This window comes from Pedobacter sp. (assembly GCF_031119335.1).
Taxonomy (GTDB): domain Bacteria; phylum Bacteroidota; class Bacteroidia; order Sphingobacteriales; family Sphingobacteriaceae; genus Pedobacter.
In genome coordinates this window covers 124179-140068 of the sequence record NZ_JAVHXT010000013.1, presented here as the reverse complement: position 1 = coordinate 140068, position 15890 = coordinate 124179, and the positions used below count along the sequence as shown (strand labels likewise).

The window sequence follows — 15890 nt, the reverse complement described above, 5'->3', positions numbered from 1 at the left end:
CTCGCGACCTATAGCTTGGAAGGCTATCGCTCTACCAACTGAGCTACTTCCGCTTTTTGATTTACGATTGGAGATTTACGAAATACGATTTAAATCTAAAAATCGTCAATCTAATATCTAAAATCAAGTGTGGGGAGAGAAGGATTCGAACCTTCGAAGTCTTGCGACAACAGAGTTACAGTCTGTCCCATTTGGCCACTCTGGTATCTCCCCAAAAAAAGAGCCTCCTATCGGGATCGAACCAATGACCTACTGATTACAAGTCAGTTGCTCTACCAGCTGAGCTAAGGAGGCTTTTATCTTTTTAACAAATGTGGCGCAAATATATAAAAATTTATCTTTTCACACACAGCACCTGCATTTTTTTTATTTTTTTATCTCTTCACAGAACGACCATTTTTGAGTTGGGCGACAACCCCTTTCCGAAATGGAATGCAAATATACACGCATTATTGGTAGCTGCAAATATTTTTTCAAAAAAAATTGGCGAGTTTATGCTCGCCAATTTCCTATTCATACTTTATTGCAAAACATTGCTCTAATAATCAGCCACTTCTCCGTTTGCTAATATAGTTTTATGCTCACTCAATTTTGCTCGTGTTTTATCTTTATGTTTAGTAATTTGTTTTCTTAGTGATTCTATAGCCAAATCTGTAGCCTCTTCGAAAGACTTACATTGCTCTTTGGCAAACATAGTTCCACCTGGAACTATTAATTTAATCTCGCTAATCTTATTGGCTTCGTCTTCTACATTTTCTAATTTTAAATATACTTCGCCACTTATAATCTGATCAAAAAACTGATCTAGCTTGTCAACTTTCTTTTGAATAAACTCCAGTAACTTCTGGTCTGCATTGAAATGGATAGATTGCACTCTAATTTTCATTTTTCCTCCTTTTTTACGCCCTCGGATGGGCTTGTTTATAAATGGACTTTAATCTTTCGACTGAATTATGTGTATAAACTTGTGTGGCAGCTAAACTGGCATGCCCCAAAAGCTCTTTAATTGCATTCAAATCTGCGCCTCGGTTTAACAAACTAGTAGCGAACGAATGCCTTAGCACGTGCGGACTTTTTTTATCTTGAGTAGATATTAATGTTAAGCAACTATTCACTATACGATAAATTAGGTTTGGATACGCCTGATCTCCTTTATTGCTAACGACTAGATAAGGTATTTTGTTGTCGAAATTTTGCAATGTTTTCAACACTATAAAATCTTTTATTTCATCTAACAAGACTTTATGTACCGGAATAATTCGCTCCTTACTCCTTTTACCTAACACCTTGATACTTGAATCGTAGATGTTGACATCTGTTTCTTTAAGATTGATGAGCTCTGCTAAACGCATACCTGTTCCAAAGAGCAACTCTACCACAAGCTTATCTCTCCTACCTCCAAAAGAATCATCGAAGCTGTGTTCATTATCTAACAAGGCATCCATCTTTAATTCTTCCACAAAAACCGGTAATTTCTTTGGCGCTTTTAAGGTTTTCACCAATGCGATAGGGTTAGTGTCAATTTTACCTTCCCTGTGTAAGAACTTGTAAAGACTTTTTAATGAAGACAGCTTTCTATTTACAGCAGTTTCTAACAAACCTTGCTGCAGCAGCTCTACCATGAAATTTTTAATATGTAAAGCCTTTGCATCTTTAAGCTGAATGTTATCTTTTCTCAAGAATTGCTCAAACTGAAGCAAATCGGTACGATACGACTGCAGGGTGTGAGGCGAGTAACGCTTTTCGTATTGTAGATATGTCAGAAAGTCGTTAATTGGCATTTACATTTAGTGATTAGGTTGATAGGTGAATTTACAAAACAAAAACACATTGCCAAAGCTTTTTTATAAAATTTGAGGAAAATCTTTTATTAAAATGAGTACCGTCAATTTATCCCAAAAAAAAAGAGGACATCTGTTTTAGATATCCTCTTTTATATGTTAAGGCAAAAAAGACTATGCTTGTCCTTCTTGGTTTAATCCTTGAATGTAAATCGCTTTCTTAACTTCAGTACGACGAGTTACAGATTTTTTCTCGTATGCTTGACGGCTACGTAGTTCTCTTAACACACCAGTTTTCTCGAATTTCTTCTTGAAACGTTTTAACGCCTTGTCTAACGACTCGCCATCTTTAATATTGATCATAATCATAACGCTGAAAATACCTCCTCTCGTGTTTTTTAATCCCAGCTTTTGTGCTTGGGGTTGCAAATGTAGATAATTTATTGAATACTAGAAAGTTTTTAATCAATTATTATCTAATACAGTAAAAGGATGCTGTAACAACATCCTTTTACAAACCAGAAACTATAAAACTATAAGTGAACTCTTAATCCAAGTCGTTCAAAACTGCATCTATCTGCGCCGCTGTAGCTGGTGCAACTGGCACATTTAAATGTAGGTCGGCACTCACCGTAAAATCTAAATGTCCGAAATAAATAACATCATTAACATCGGTTGAGATAATAATCAACTTGCCTTTTAGGCCAATCGGCATTGAATTTAGATAAGATTGATGTTTATTGATAGCCAACACAAATGGCAAACCAGCTACAGATTTAATGTCATCAAAAACCATGTATGCTCTTTGATCTTTAATGCTTGGCGCAGTTCCAGCGTAAACTGGACTTGCAGTAATGGTGGTTTTCGAATTAGGGTTGTTGTAAAAGTAGTCGCAATTGATCCATCCAAAGTTTGGCAAATTAAACTGATAGAAATTTGTAGTGGTTGCTACTCTTGATTTTTGATCTAACACCCAAGTACTATCTGATGCGGCTGTTGGTGCCCATACAAATAAGTTCATTGGATCAGTATTAAATGTAGTTGGTACACTTACGGCAACGGCAACTGCCGGATTTAATTTAAGTGCCTGTCCGTTCTGACTGGCCAGGATCTGAAACTCTCCACCAGTAATTAATAGCTGTCCATTAGATTGGGTAACTTTTCCAGAGAGCACAATATCTCTCTTACTTAGTACTTCTTTTAAGCTAATCACGACGTTGCCCGCCACCGGATTTCCGGCAGCATCTAAAAAAGCATTGGCGGGGAAATCGAATTTAATCCCTTTGGTGCCGGTAATACTAAATGCCGCAGCAGCAGTACCATTAAATTTTTGCGTAGGAACAGAAAATTTATTGTTAAACTCTGTTAGTGATAATTTAGCATCGGTGTTTGACTTATCTTTTTTACAAGCAAACAATGTGCTGATTACAATTAGTGCGATTAAGGTTAAATTTTTCATGACGTTGTTTTTTAATATACTTAAATTGAAGGGGTTTGACCCCGTTTGTAGGTATATCAAGCACTTGAAAAATTTGTTACCCTAAATAATTAAATATTTTTACAGTAATGAAAAAAACATAAATTCACTTAAAATTTATCAACCTATGACAACAGGAAAAAAAATCGGTGCTATTACTATAATCATTATCATATTAATTTTAATCTCTATTGTTTACTATCGCTTTTATTTTGTGTTTGGCGAAGGTGTTAAAGCAGGAGAACTGAACTACATAGTGAAGAAGGGATACGTTTTTAAAACTTACGAAGGAAAGCTGATACAAACCGGCATAAGATCTAGGCAAACGGGAACCATTCAATCAAATGAGTTTGAATTCTCCGTTGCAAATAAAACTATTGCTGAAAAGATGATGATGAACAGTGGCAAGACCTTTGAACTACACTATCGTGAATATAAAGGAACTTTGCCTTGGCGTGGCTTTAATAAATATGTAGTTGATAGTATTATATCTATGCGTGAGCCATTGCAGTAAATGATGCTTTAGTGTGGGGGCACAGATGTACAGACATTATTTTTATTTAAATAAAAGCATAGCCACAGATGCACAGATTTTCATCAATAACATCCGGCATTTGTGGCTAAGTCTTAATAAAGAGAAAAAAGCTACTTCATGATTTCTCTGGCGATCACAATTTTTTGAATTTCTGAAGTTCCTTCGCCTATGGTACAAAGCTTAGAGTCTCTGTAGAATTTCTCTACTGGAAAATCTTTGGTATAGCCGTAGCCTCCGAAAATCTGTACCGCTTCGGTAGCACACCTAACGGCTACCTCTGAAGAGTAATACTTTGCCATCGCCGATTCTTTACTTACCGGCTGGTGTCTGTTTTTCAAATCTGCCGCCTGACGGATCAGCAATTCTGCCGCTTCTATCTCTGTTGCCATATCAGCCAGTTTAAAGCTAATGCCTTGGAAACTAGAGATACTTTGTCCGAATTGTTGCCTTTCTTTTGAATAGGCTAATGCAGACTCGTAAGCGCCTTTTGCAATACCTAGACCGAGGGCTGCAATAGAAATACGACCACCATCCAATACCTTCATGGCCTGTTTAAAGCCCTCACCTTCTACGCCAAGCAAGTTTTCCTTCGGCACACGGCAGTTGTCGAAAATCATTTCGGTAGTTTCCGAAGCACGCATACCTAATTTATTTTCCTTTTTCCCGGCAGTGAAACCTGGCGTACCTCTTTCTACTACAATGGCTGAAATTCCTTTAGAGCTTCCTGCTTCGCCTGTACGAACCATTACCACCGCAACATCACCAGATTTACCATGAGTAATCCAGTTCTTAGCACCATTAATTACGTACTCATCACCATCCAAAACTGCAGTAGTTTGCATGCGTAAAGCGTCAGATCCTGTATTGGCTTCGGTTAAGCCCCAAGCGCCAATCCACTCTGCAGTTGCTAACTTTGGCAACCACTTCATTTTTTGCGCTTCACTACCAAATGCAAGAATGTGCCCGGTACATAGCGAATTGTGCGCTGCTAAAGAAAGGCCAATCGAACCGCAAACTTTAGCTACCTCGACAATTACGTCTACATATTCTTGGTAGCCAAATCCTGAACCGCCATACTCTTCGGGCACTAAAACACCCATCAGACCTATCTGCCCAAGCTCTTTAAATAATTCGATTGGAAAATGTTGTGCTTCGTCCCATTCCATTACATTTTTACGGATGTTCTTTTCGGCGAAGTCTCGTACCATGTTTTTAATCATGATACTGTTTTCAGTTTCGTTAAAACTAATTCCTGTGTGCATATATAGATAGCTTTAAAACAAAAAAACTGCTTAAATACTTTTGCTTTTAGCTATTTGCATTTAAACAGTTTAGTAAGATTTATATTTGGTTAACGACAATGTTAAGCAAATTAAATTACACTTTCAAAGTATTTTATCTGCTTTTATAATAGAACGAATTGGTAAATAGTTCAATAACATTGCGAGCTACATCACAGCACACAAAAAAAACCTTATTTTTTTTGTAAATTTTTAAGGTATTTGTTGTATCGCCCCAAACAAAAAACGGGTCTGTGCAGCAGCAGCAATTTCGTTTTTTAATAAATAGGAAAAGATTATCCAGCTACTACTTTATTAATCGCTGCAAAATCTGGCAAATTGCCGGCATCCTCTAAAACTTCTGCATAAATGATTTTACCTTCTTCATCTATTACAAATGCAGAACGCTTTGCAATACCTTTTAAACCTAAGAAGTCTTCATACAATGCTCCATAAGATGCCGCAGTTTCTTTATTGAAATCAGACAGCAAAGGAAATTGATAAGCTTGCTCTGCTTTGAATTTTGCCAATGTAAAAGGAGAATCTACAGACACACCTAAAACTTGCGCATTTAAACCATCGTAATAACCGAAGTTATCTCTCATGGTGCATAGCTGTGTAGTACATACGCCCGTAAAGGCCAAAGGAAAAAAGTGAAGCACTACTTTTTTGCCTTTAAAATCGTTCAATGAAACTTCTTTAAGCTCTGTATCTTTTAATTTGAAATCTGGAGCTTGCACTCCTACTTGTAATGACATATGATAATGGTTAATTGTTTAACTGTTCAAATTGTGACTCCTAAATCCCCTAAAGGGGACTTTGTATAACCTTCCCCCCTTCAGGGAGTTAGGAGGTTACCAACTACCTGCTCACCAACTCTAATCCTTCGTCAAAACTATGAGGTTGATAATTCAAATCGGTCATTGCTTTGTCTAAAATAAAACCAGTCTTTTTTGGGCGCTTTGCTTCTTGCCCTAAACTATCGGAGCTAATCTCGGTGACAAGACTTTGATCTAAACCCCAGAAACTGGCCACTTTTCTCACCAGGTCTGCAATAGTCATCATATCCTTTCCTGAAATATGGTAAATACCTTTAGCTTTATGTTCTACCGCCAACAAACATGCTTCTGCTAAATCTTCTGCGAGTGTAGGCATACGCCACTGGTCGTTCACTACTTTAATAGAATTGCCTTTTTCTAAAGCTCCCTTTGCCCACAACACAATATTACTTCGGCTCATATCCTTCAGAATGCCGTAAACCAAAATAGTACGGATAATTGCCCAATCGCCTTTCATTTGTTGGATGATACGTTCTGCTGCCAACTTGCTTTCTCCGTAAAAACTTACTGGCTTGGGTTCATCATCTTCTTTGTATGGGCCATTAGCGCCATCGAAAATAAAATCTGTAGATATATATATAAAATGTATACCCATTTCTTCACAAAGTGATGCCAAACTTTGTGTCGCTTCAACATTCAGTTGCCAACAAGCGCCATTTTGTTCGTGGCAGGCATCTACGTTGGTCATGGCAGCAGTATGAATAATAGCATGAGGGAGATATTTTTGCAGTACCTTTTTTACTTGGCTTCTGTCTAAAATATCCATCGTTTCGTAAAAGTAGCCCTCAGTTATAGGAAATTTGTTTGCGCCTCTGTTTGTAGCAATTAAATTAAAGCGTTTTTCGTCAACGATTTTTTCGGTGATTTTCTGCCCTAAAAGCCCATTACTTCCTGTAACCAATATTGTTTTCATCAAAGCTAAATTAGCATTTAATAAACTGTTGAAAAACATTTTATTTATATGTAAAAATTATATGAAAATATTATAACTTTGCAAACCGAAAAGCAGGCGCACAAAACCGCCTTTAACATTTTGATTTTTATAATTTTACCAAATACAGAATATGCCTAATATTGGAAAGATAGCGCAAATTATAGGACCGGTAGTCGATGTAAGCTTTGTTAACGATGCCACTTTACCTAAAATTTTCTCTGCTTTAGAGATTACTAAAGAAAATGGTCAAAAAATCGTTCTTGAGGTGCAACAACACTTAGGTGAAGACCGTGTACGTGCAATTTCAATGGACTCTACCGATGGTTTAGTTCGTGGAATGGACGTAGTAGATACTGGTGCTGCGATTAAAATGCCTGTTGGCGATCAAATTAAAGGTCGTTTATTCAACGTAGTTGGTGAAGCTATTGACGGAATTAACGCAGTTGATAAAACTGATGGTCGTCCTATCCACGCTGCTCCTCCTAAATTTGAGGACCTATCTACCGAAACTGAAGTGCTTTTCACAGGTATTAAAGTTATCGATTTGTTAGAGCCTTATGCAAAAGGTGGTAAAATCGGTTTGTTCGGTGGTGCCGGTGTAGGTAAAACTGTATTAATTATGGAGTTGGTAAATAACATTGCTAAAGCTCACGCTGGTTTATCAGTGTTTGCTGGTGTGGGTGAGCGTACTCGTGAGGGTAACGACTTACTACGTGAGTTTATCGAATCTGGTGTAATTAACTATGGTGACGAATTTTTACACTCAATGGAAAAAGGTGGATGGGATTTGAACGCTGTTGATACTGAAAAATTAAAAGATTCTAAAGCAACATTGGTATTCGGTCAAATGAACGAGCCTCCTGGTGCACGTGCTCGTGTAGCATTATCAGGTTTAACAGTTGCTGAATATTTCCGTGATGGTGATGGCGAAGGCGCTGGAAAAGATATCCTTTTCTTCGTTGATAACATCTTCCGTTTTACTCAAGCAGGTTCTGAGGTATCGGCACTATTAGGTCGTATGCCATCTGCTGTAGGTTACCAACCAACATTGGCAACTGAGATGGGTTTAATGCAAGAGCGTATTACTTCAACAAAACGTGGTTCAATTACATCTGTACAAGCGGTTTACGTACCTGCGGATGATTTAACTGACCCGGCTCCGGCTACAACTTTCGCCCACTTAGATGCTACTACGGTATTGTCTCGTAAAATCTCTGAGCTAGGTATCTATCCAGCGGTAGATCCTCTAGATTCTACTTCACGTATCTTGAACCCTGCGGTTTTAGGTGACGAACACTACAACACAGCTCAACGTGTAAAAGAGATCTTACAACGTTACAAAGAATTACAAGATATCATCGCGATTTTAGGTATGGATGAGTTATCTGAAGAAGATAAATTAACTGTACACAGAGCTCGTCGTGTTCAACGTTTCTTGTCTCAACCTTTCCACGTAGCTGAGCAGTTTACTGGTTTGCAAGGTGTATTGGTAGACATTAAAGATACGATCAAAGGTTTCAACATGATCATGGATGGTGAAGTTGATGAGTATCCAGAAGCTGCATTCAACTTGGTAGGTAACATCGAAGATGCTATCGAAAAAGGTAAAAAATTATTGGCAGAAGCTAACTAGATTTGAGATTAGCGTATTGCGTATAGCGACTTAATCGCAGTACGCAATACTCAATACGCAATACTATAAAATGAATTTAGAAATATTAACTCCAGATAAAAAAGTTTTCGAAGGCGAAGTAACTGCGGTTACAGTTCCTGGAACTTTGGGTTCTTTTCAAATTTTAAGAGACCACGCTCCTATCATTTCTACGTTAGAAGATGGACCTGTGATTGTAAAAGAAGCAAAAGGTGAAAACATCTACAACATTAAAGGTGGTGTAGTAGAAGTGCTGGATAATAAAATTATTGTTTTGGCTGAGGCTGTTGTAGCTTAAGACAAAAACATCAAACTGTTAGAAAGCCCTGAACGAAAGTTCGGGGCTTTTTGTTTTGCTCAATGTCGTCATTGCGATGAGGAGCGATGAAGCAATTTTAAAGCGAACTGATTTTTATACCTTTGAAAGATTGCTTCGCAAAGCTCGCAATGACGAGAAGCCTAATAGCTGTTTATTAACATACATCAACCTAAACCCAATCCTTTCTTTCTAACTTCGTTCATATCATTTAAACGAATAAGGTCATGAAAGAAGAATTCCTAAACCTCCCATTGATTAAAAACGAAGAAATTAAACGTTTCGAATTAACAGTAGATGGCCACATTGCATTTATCGAATACGAAGAAGACGAGAAAATTACCAAGCTCATTCACACCGAAAGCCCAGAAGCATTAGCCGGAAGAGGCGCAGCTACAGCCGTAATAGAAAAGACCCTCGTTTATTTGGAAGACAATGCGTACCAACTTATTCCTTTATGCCCTTTGGTATTTGCTTATGTAAAAAGACATCCAGAATGGAAAAGATTGGTACCGAGCAAATACCTTAGACTTTTCGATAAATAAGCTTTTTGCAACAAGATAAAGGAAATTAATTAGGCTTGATTAAAATCATATTTTATTCAAATCCTTGGCATACTTTCCGGCTTTTACGCCGAAATTAGCTTAAATACAATGCAAGCATAATATTTATACCAAATACCGTTTTCATATTTGGTCTACGCTTTACATTTTATCTCCCACCTAAACAGATATTATCAGATATTTAATTCTGTTATTTACAGAATAAACGAAATTTAATACTTAAAAAATTATTTTACTTTTTCTATTGCTATTTTTTGAACCAAATACTAAATTGGTATTTATAAAACAACGAGAAAATTAAACCCTAATTCACATGAATTTAATTGTAGCAAATAACAGTATTAACCAAGTCAACTTGACTTTGGTACTGCTGCTTAATGTGCTGCTGCTAAAACAGTGTAAGGGTTCGTTATAAAATATTGAGTAACATCAAAATGAGCGCCCCTTTCTAAAAAACTGGGGCGCTTTTTTAAAACAAAACAAACCCTTATGATTTTACAAAAAATCATGAAGGCTTCATTACCATTGAAGACACAACTAAAAAGACAAAAATGAATTATTACAATTCGAACACGGTAATTTATCTAGATGGCCAATTTGTAAAGGCGGCAGAGGCAAAGACTGACTTATATGGTCAATCGTTGCACTATGGCTTTGCAGCATTCGAAGGCATTAGGGCTTACAAAACCCACAATGCTACGCGTATTTTTAAGGCCAGAGAGCATTTCGAGAGGTTAAAACGCTCATGCGATTTAACAGGCATTCCATTTAATTGGAACATCGATGACTTGATTAGACAAACTTACAAACTGCTCGAACTGAATAATTTCAAAGATGCCTACATCCGCCCTTTGGTTTTCAGCGAACCACAAATGACCTTGGTTGCGCCAGAAAAAGTATCTATCATGTTATGCGCTTGGGAATGGGCTGCTTACCTTGGCGATAGACAATTAAAGGTTTGCATCTCTCCTTTCGAACGTCCTAATCCAAAATCTACAAAGATTGAAGCTAAAATTAGCGGCAACTATGTGAACTCTATTTTAGCCACATCAGATGCTAAAAACAAAGGATTTGATGAAGCCTTATTGTTAGATGCGACTGGCAAAGTAGCTGAAGCACCTGGAGCAAACATCTTCATTGAGAAAAATGGCAAGTTATATACACCAGCAAAAGGAAATATCCTACCGGGAATTACAAGAGCTACTATTATAGAACTTTGCAAAGTATTAGATATCGAAGTGATTGAAAAAGAAATCACAGTAGATTTTATAAAAGATGCGGACAGTGCATTCTTCTGCGGAACAGCGGTAGAAGTCGCGGGCATTCACACTATTGATGATGTAGTGTTTAGACAAAGATGGAGAGATAGCATTGGCGCTACCTTACAAAGAGCTTATAAAAACTTAGTATTAGAGAAAGTGAACTATGAAGTAATCATATAAATTTCTCTTCTTGATAATTTGTTAGTATGTTTGGCTGCAACAAAAACCACACATGCGTTTAAATACAGTCATTATTAACAACATTATCATTATTCCTCAACTGAGGGAAGGCAATCGTTGTATATAATGAAAAAGATACTATAGCGAAACCGCCTCCCAAAAAGAGGCGGTTTTTTTTATGAATTGAACAGAACAACAAATATATAATGGAATTAAACAAATACAGTAAGACTTTTACGCAAGATCCAACACAACCCGCAGCACAAGCTATGCTTTACGGAATTGGTTTAACCGATGCTGATATGGCAAAAGCTCAGGTGGGCATTGCAAGTATGGGTTATGATGGCAACACTTGTAACATGCACTTGAATGATTTAGCCGCTGTGGTTAAAAAAGGTGTCTGGAACAACGATTTAGTCGGTCTTACTTTTAATACCATTGGTGTAAGCGATGGCATGAGCAACGGAACTGATGGAATGCGCTATTCTTTAGTTAGCCGTGATGTTATTGCCGATAGTATTGAGACTATTTGTGGTGGACAGTATTACGACGGTGTAATTGCTATTCCAGGCTGCGATAAAAATATGCCAGGGGCGATAATGGCAATGGCTCGTTTAGACCGTCCTTCTATTATGGTTTACGGTGGTACAATTGCACCAGGACATTACAAAGGCGAAGAATTAAACATCGTTTCTGCTTTTGAAGCACTAGGTCAAAAAATCTGTGGTAATTTATCAGAAGATGATTATCAAGGTATCATTAAACATACTTGTCCAGGGGCAGGTGCTTGTGGTGGAATGTATACTGCGAATACCATGGCATCTGCTATTGAGGCTTTGGGTATGAGCTTACCTTATTCTTCATCAAATCCGGCAGTAAGTGATGAAAAGAAAAATGAGTGTTTAGATGCAGGAAAATACATCAAAATTTTATTAGAAAGAGATATTAAGCCTTCTGATATCATGACTAGAAAAGCATTTGAAAATGCCATTCGTTCGATTATCATTTTAGGCGGAAGTACCAATGCGGTATTGCACTTTATTGCGATGGGTAAAGCTATCGGCGTAGAAATTACACAAGATGATTTCCAACGCATGAGCGATATCACTCCAGTTTTAGCTGATTTTAAACCAAGCGGTAAATACTTGATGCAAGATTTACATCAATACGGTGGCGTGCCTGCAGTGTTGAAATATTTATTAAACGAAGGTTTACTACATGGTGATTGTTTAACGGTTACCGGACAAACTGTTGCGGAAAACTTGAAGGATGTGAAGTCAATCATGGATTACAATCAACCGATTATTCAAAGATTAGATAACCCGATAAAAGCTACTGGTCACTTACAGGTTTTATACGGAAACTTAGCAGAAAAAGGTTCTGTAGCGAAAATCTCTGGTAAAGAAGGCGAAAGATTTGAAGGTCCGGCTCGTGTATTTGATGGGGAAAAAGATTTAGTAACTGGTATCTCAACTGGTAGAATTAAACCTGGAGATGTCGTAGTAATCAAAAACGAAGGCCCAGTTGGTGCACCAGGAATGCCTGAAATGCTGAAACCGACATCATTGATTATTGGTGCTGGTCTTGGAAAATCTATTGCATTAATTACCGATGGTCGTTTCTCAGGTGGAACTCATGGTTTTGTGGTGGGGCATATTACACCAGAAGCTTACAAAGGAGGCTTAATTGGCTTAGTAGAAGATGAAGATATCATTGAAATTGATGCCGTAAATAATAAAATCACACTAAAAGTAAGCGATGAAATCATTGCTGAACGTAGAGCGAAATGGCAACAACCTAAACTGAAAGTCACCAAGGGCGTATTGTTTAAATATGCCAAAACAGTAACAGATGCGGCTGGCGGTTGTGTAACCGACGAAGCTTAAATCTAGCAAATTACATCTACCAAGAAAAATATTGCTATGGAAATTATCAAAAGTATTCAAAGCAGAATATATGAAATAAGAGGAGAGCGAGTAATGCTCGATTTTGATTTGGCATTGCTTTATGGAGTTGAGACGAAAGTGTTGAACTTAGCCGTTAAACGTAATATACAACGCTTCCCTAAAGATTTTATGTTTCAACTAACCAAAGAAGAATGGAACAACTTGAGGTTTCAATTTGAAACCTCAAGTGTACAGGTACTGTCAACCTCTAATGAGATTGAGGTTTTAAAACCTAAGCAACAGCATGGAGGGAATAGATACTTGCCATATGCTTTTACTGAACAAGGTGTAGCGATGCTAAGTGGTGTTTTGAGAAGTGATAGAGCAATTGAAATGAACATCGCCATTATGAGAGCCTTTGTTGACATCAGAAAGATATTGATGAAGCAAAGCAATATTAATGAGCAGCTGGCGGAAATTAAAGAGCGAATTGGAGAACACGATGTACAGCTGAATGAATTATATGATGCCATGGACAATTTACTTGATGAAAAAATAGCGCAATTGAAGTGGAAAGACAGGGAAAAAATCGGTTTTAAAATCGATAAAAAATAAAGAAACCTAAATCCTGAAAGGGATTACAGAATTGACAAAAACCATAAAATATATAAAATGGAAACCTTACAAGATACAGCCACGAAAAAGGCAACAACCAGCTCCCCTACTTTTAAAGGTTCGGGCTCGCAAATGTTGTTGAATGCCCTTATTGAGGAAGGCGTAAGCACAATTTTTGGCTACCCAGGTGGTGCAATTATGCCTATTTACGATGCGCTTTACGATTATGCAGATAAGTTAGAACATATTCTGGTACGCCATGAGCAAGGTGGTATTCATGCTGCTCAAGGTTATGCCCGTACAAGTGGTAGAGTTGGTGTGTGTTTCGCTACCAGCGGTCCAGGTGCTACCAACTTGGTAACAGGTTTGGCTGATGCACAAATCGATAGCACGCCTTTAGTTTGTATCACTGGACAGGTATTTGCACACCTTTTAGGCACAGATGCTTTTCAAGAAACTGATGTTATTAACATTACTACGCCAGTAACTAAATGGAACTACCAAATTACTGATGCGAAGGAAATCCCCGAAGTATTAGCAAAAGCATTTTACATTGCTAAAAGTGGCAGACCGGGTCCTGTTTTGATTGACATTACCAAAAACGCACAGTTGCAAATCGAGGAATTTGAAGCTTACGTAAAGTGTAACCATATCCGTAGCTACAGACCTAAACCTAAAGTTAGGGTTGAGTTTATTGAAGAAGCTGCTAAACTGATTAACAGTGCACAAAAGCCATTTGTATTGTTTGGTCAAGGAGTAATTTTAGGAACTGCCGAAAAAGAATTTAAAGCATTTATTGAAAAAACTGGCATTCCCGCAGCTTGGACAATTATGGGCGAAGGTGCTATTCCGACAGACCATCCTTTAAATGTAGGAATGTTGGGGATGCACGGTAACTACGGTCCAAACGTTTTAACTAACGAATGTGATGTTTTAATTGCTATCGGGATGCGTTTTGATGACCGTGTAACTGGTCGTTTAGATAAATATGCGAAGCAGGCAAAAGTGGTTCATTTAGATATTGACCCTGCCGAAATTGATAAAAATGTAAAAGCTGAAGTTGGCGTTTGGGGTGACTGTAAAGAAACACTTCCGATTTTAACCAACTTAGTAAACGAAAATAAACATGAAGCTTGGGTTGCTCAATTTAGAGATTACAACCAACAAGAGATAGACCAAGTCATTACTCCAGAGTTATATCCTACTGGCGAAGAAATGACCATGGGTGAAGTGCTAAGAAACATCAACGAGATTTGCGGTGGAGATGCGGTAATTGTAACTGACGTTGGTCAGCACCAAATGGTAGCTTGCCGTTATGCGAAATTTAACAACACTCGTAGCAACGTAACTTCTGGTGGCTTAGGTACTATGGGCTTTGGTTTGCCTGCGGCTATTGGTGCTAAGTATGGTGCGCCAAATAAAACGGTTATTGCCATTATTGGCGACGGTGGTTTCCAAATGACACCACAAGAGTTGGGTACGATTATGCAGTTCGGCGCAGCAGTCAAAATCCTAATCTTAAATAACCAATTCTTAGGGATGGTACGTCAATGGCAGCAATTGTTCCATGATAAGCGCTATTCGTTTGTGAATATCACTAGTCCAGATTTTGTAGCCTTGGCTAAATCTTACTACATCGAAGCGAGTAAAGTAGACCAAAGAGCTGAACTTAAAAAGGCTTTGGAAACGATGATTAACCACGAAGGTTCGTACCTTTTAGAAGTAATGGTTGGTAAGGAAAATAACGTTTTCCCAATGGTACCACAAGGTTGCAGCGTAAGTGAAATTAGATTGAAATAAGAACCCCAACCCCTAAAGGGGCTTTGGATAAACGACATAAAATTAAACCTCCCCTTTAGGGGACAAGAGGGGCAAAACAATGAGTAACGACACGATAAAATATATAGAAAGCCAACCCGATTACGAGGGTAAACAGGATTTTACCATCACGGTTTATGCTGAAGACAGGGTTGGTTTATTGAACCGTATTTCGATTATATTTTCGAAAAGAAAAATTAACATCGATAGCTTGAACACTTCTCCATCGGAGATTGCGGGCATACACCGTTTTACTATTTTAATTAACGAGAGTTATGAAGTGGTAAGAAAATTAGCCCGTCAGATTGAAAAGCAAGTTGAAGTCCTGAAAGTGTACTTCAATACGGATAGCGAAGTGATTTGGCAAGAATTGGCACTATATAAAGTGTCTACGGAAGAGATTACCGAAAAAGTAACAGTAGAACGTTTATTGAGACAGTATGGAGCAACTGCGGTAGTGATTAGAAAAGATTATACTGTTTTTTCTGTGACTGGACACAAAGAAGAAACGGATGCTTTGGTAAAAGCACTTGAGCCTTACGAACTGATTGAATTTGTTCGTTCTGCAAGGGTGGCAATCATTAAGGATAGTGCTGGTTTCCACGAGAAGTTGAAAGAATTTGAAGCGGAAGAACCAGGTGAAGAGCGTGTAGAAAACGAGTTCTTGGATAAGGGCGAGAAGATTTTTACGATGTAGAAAGAAGTTGTAAGTTTTAGGTATTACGTTTTACGTTGCTGTACCAAACGTAAAAC

General features: G+C 37.8%; 16 protein-coding genes and 2 tRNA genes. 9 read left to right on the top strand and 9 right to left on the bottom strand.

What is annotated here, in order from left to right:
• Positions 1 to 130 precede the first annotated feature (130 nt).
• From REI64_RS14325 to REI64_RS14300, 6 genes are all read right to left on the bottom strand, one after another.
• Positions 131 to 213 (bottom strand) — tRNA-Tyr (locus REI64_RS14325).
• Between the two features lie 8 nt (positions 214 to 221).
• A tRNA-Thr gene (locus tag REI64_RS14320) sits at positions 222 to 294 on the bottom strand.
• Between the two features lie 244 nt (positions 295 to 538).
• Positions 539 to 886 (bottom strand): ribosome hibernation-promoting factor, HPF/YfiA family, encoded by a 348-nt coding sequence (hpf, locus tag REI64_RS14315; protein WP_308850822.1) that lies wholly within the window; start codon positions 884 to 886, stop codon positions 539 to 541.
• Between the two features lie 13 nt (positions 887 to 899).
• Positions 900 to 1781, bottom strand: a complete 882-nt coding sequence (locus tag REI64_RS14310) for a tyrosine-type recombinase/integrase (protein ID WP_308850821.1) — start codon at positions 1779 to 1781, stop codon at positions 900 to 902.
• A gap of 174 nt (positions 1782 to 1955) precedes the next feature.
• Positions 1956 to 2150, bottom strand: a complete 195-nt coding sequence (gene rpsU, locus REI64_RS14305; RefSeq protein ID WP_308850820.1) for a 30S ribosomal protein S21 — start codon at positions 2148 to 2150, stop codon at positions 1956 to 1958.
• 178 nt (positions 2151 to 2328) lie between these two features.
• Complete coding sequence (locus REI64_RS14300) at positions 2329 to 3240, bottom strand: hypothetical protein (RefSeq protein WP_308850819.1); 912 nt, start codon at positions 3238 to 3240, stop codon at positions 2329 to 2331.
• Positions 3241 to 3385: 145 nt separating this feature from the next.
• On the opposite strand from REI64_RS14300, the gene REI64_RS14295 reads away from it, so the two are divergent.
• A complete protein-coding gene (locus REI64_RS14295) occupies positions 3386 to 3772 on the top strand; it encodes a hypothetical protein (protein ID WP_308850818.1) in 387 nt (128 codons plus the stop codon).
• Between the two features lie 131 nt (positions 3773 to 3903).
• Here REI64_RS14295 and REI64_RS14290 read toward each other — a convergent pair whose 3' ends face one another.
• From REI64_RS14290 to REI64_RS14280, 3 genes are all read right to left on the bottom strand, one after another.
• A complete protein-coding gene (locus tag REI64_RS14290) occupies positions 3904 to 5055 on the bottom strand; it encodes an acyl-CoA dehydrogenase family protein (protein ID WP_308850817.1) in 1152 nt (383 codons plus the stop codon).
• 314 nt (positions 5056 to 5369) lie between these two features.
• Positions 5370 to 5831, bottom strand: a complete 462-nt coding sequence (locus REI64_RS14285; RefSeq protein ID WP_308850816.1) for a redoxin domain-containing protein — start codon at positions 5829 to 5831, stop codon at positions 5370 to 5372.
• A 103-nt stretch (positions 5832 to 5934) separates the two neighbouring features.
• Positions 5935 to 6825, bottom strand: a complete 891-nt coding sequence (locus REI64_RS14280; protein ID WP_308850815.1) for an SDR family oxidoreductase — start codon at positions 6823 to 6825, stop codon at positions 5935 to 5937.
• A 151-nt stretch (positions 6826 to 6976) separates the two neighbouring features.
• Between REI64_RS14280 and atpD the strand changes: the two genes are divergently transcribed.
• The 8 genes from atpD to ilvN all read left to right on the top strand — a co-directional run bounded on the left by atpD (position 6977) and on the right by ilvN (position 15834).
• Positions 6977 to 8479 carry a F0F1 ATP synthase subunit beta gene (gene atpD / locus REI64_RS14275; RefSeq protein WP_308850814.1) on the top strand — a complete coding sequence of 501 codons (1503 nt, stop codon included), beginning with the start codon at positions 6977 to 6979 and terminating at the stop codon, positions 8477 to 8479.
• 70 nt (positions 8480 to 8549) lie between these two features.
• Positions 8550 to 8795, top strand: coding sequence for an ATP synthase F1 subunit epsilon (gene atpC / locus REI64_RS14270; RefSeq protein ID WP_097132889.1), 246 nt, complete (start codon positions 8550 to 8552; stop codon positions 8793 to 8795).
• Between the two features lie 245 nt (positions 8796 to 9040).
• Positions 9041 to 9358 carry a GNAT family N-acetyltransferase gene (locus REI64_RS14265; protein WP_308850813.1) on the top strand — a complete coding sequence of 106 codons (318 nt, stop codon included), beginning with the start codon at positions 9041 to 9043 and terminating at the stop codon, positions 9356 to 9358.
• Positions 9359 to 9927: 569 nt separating this feature from the next.
• A complete protein-coding gene (locus REI64_RS14260) occupies positions 9928 to 10818 on the top strand; it encodes a branched-chain amino acid transaminase (protein WP_308850812.1) in 891 nt (296 codons plus the stop codon).
• 206 nt (positions 10819 to 11024) lie between these two features.
• The gene (gene ilvD, locus REI64_RS14255) at positions 11025 to 12704 is read left to right on the top strand and encodes a dihydroxy-acid dehydratase (protein WP_308850811.1); all 1680 of its coding nucleotides are present in this window, start codon (positions 11025 to 11027) and stop codon (positions 12702 to 12704) included.
• Between the two features lie 36 nt (positions 12705 to 12740).
• On the top strand, positions 12741 to 13319 hold the full coding sequence (locus tag REI64_RS14250; RefSeq protein ID WP_308850810.1) for an ORF6N domain-containing protein: 579 nt from the start codon (positions 12741 to 12743) through the stop codon (positions 13317 to 13319).
• Between the two features lie 57 nt (positions 13320 to 13376).
• Complete coding sequence (gene ilvB, locus REI64_RS14245) at positions 13377 to 15119, top strand: biosynthetic-type acetolactate synthase large subunit (RefSeq protein ID WP_308850809.1); 1743 nt, start codon at positions 13377 to 13379, stop codon at positions 15117 to 15119.
• A 79-nt stretch (positions 15120 to 15198) separates the two neighbouring features.
• Entirely contained in the window at positions 15199 to 15834 is a 636-nt protein-coding gene (gene ilvN / locus REI64_RS14240; RefSeq protein WP_308850808.1) for an acetolactate synthase small subunit, read from the top strand.
• Positions 15835 to 15890: the final 56 nt, after the last annotated feature.

Bases quoted from the DNA above. Each gene is read 5' to 3' on its own strand.
- REI64_RS14265 (WP_308850813.1), top strand. From the start codon at position 9,041: ATGAAAGAAGAATTCCTAAACCTCCCATTGATTAAAAACGAAGAAATT.
- REI64_RS14310 (WP_308850821.1), bottom strand. From the start codon at position 1,781: ATGCCAATTAACGACTTTCTGACATATCTACAATACGAAAAGCGTTAC.
- REI64_RS14290 (WP_308850817.1), bottom strand. From the start codon at position 5,055: ATGCACACAGGAATTAGTTTTAACGAAACTGAAAACAGTATCATGATT.
- REI64_RS14280 (WP_308850815.1), bottom strand. From the start codon at position 6,825: ATGAAAACAATATTGGTTACAGGAAGTAATGGGCTTTTAGGGCAGAAA.
- ilvB (WP_308850809.1), top strand. From the start codon at position 13,377: ATGGAAACCTTACAAGATACAGCCACGAAAAAGGCAACAACCAGCTCC.
- atpC (WP_097132889.1), top strand. From the start codon at position 8,550: ATGAATTTAGAAATATTAACTCCAGATAAAAAAGTTTTCGAAGGCGAA.
- hpf (WP_308850822.1), bottom strand. From the start codon at position 886: ATGAAAATTAGAGTGCAATCTATCCATTTCAATGCAGACCAGAAGTTA.
- atpD (WP_308850814.1), top strand. From the start codon at position 6,977: ATGCCTAATATTGGAAAGATAGCGCAAATTATAGGACCGGTAGTCGAT.
- ilvN (WP_308850808.1), top strand. From the start codon at position 15,199: ATGAGTAACGACACGATAAAATATATAGAAAGCCAACCCGATTACGAG.
- REI64_RS14285 (WP_308850816.1), bottom strand. From the start codon at position 5,831: ATGTCATTACAAGTAGGAGTGCAAGCTCCAGATTTCAAATTAAAAGAT.
- REI64_RS14295 (WP_308850818.1), top strand. From the start codon at position 3,386: ATGACAACAGGAAAAAAAATCGGTGCTATTACTATAATCATTATCATA.
- ilvD (WP_308850811.1), top strand. From the start codon at position 11,025: ATGGAATTAAACAAATACAGTAAGACTTTTACGCAAGATCCAACACAA.
- REI64_RS14250 (WP_308850810.1), top strand. From the start codon at position 12,741: ATGGAAATTATCAAAAGTATTCAAAGCAGAATATATGAAATAAGAGGA.
- rpsU (WP_308850820.1), bottom strand. From the start codon at position 2,150: ATGATTATGATCAATATTAAAGATGGCGAGTCGTTAGACAAGGCGTTA.
- REI64_RS14300 (WP_308850819.1), bottom strand. From the start codon at position 3,240: ATGAAAAATTTAACCTTAATCGCACTAATTGTAATCAGCACATTGTTT.
- REI64_RS14260 (WP_308850812.1), top strand. From the start codon at position 9,928: ATGAATTATTACAATTCGAACACGGTAATTTATCTAGATGGCCAATTT.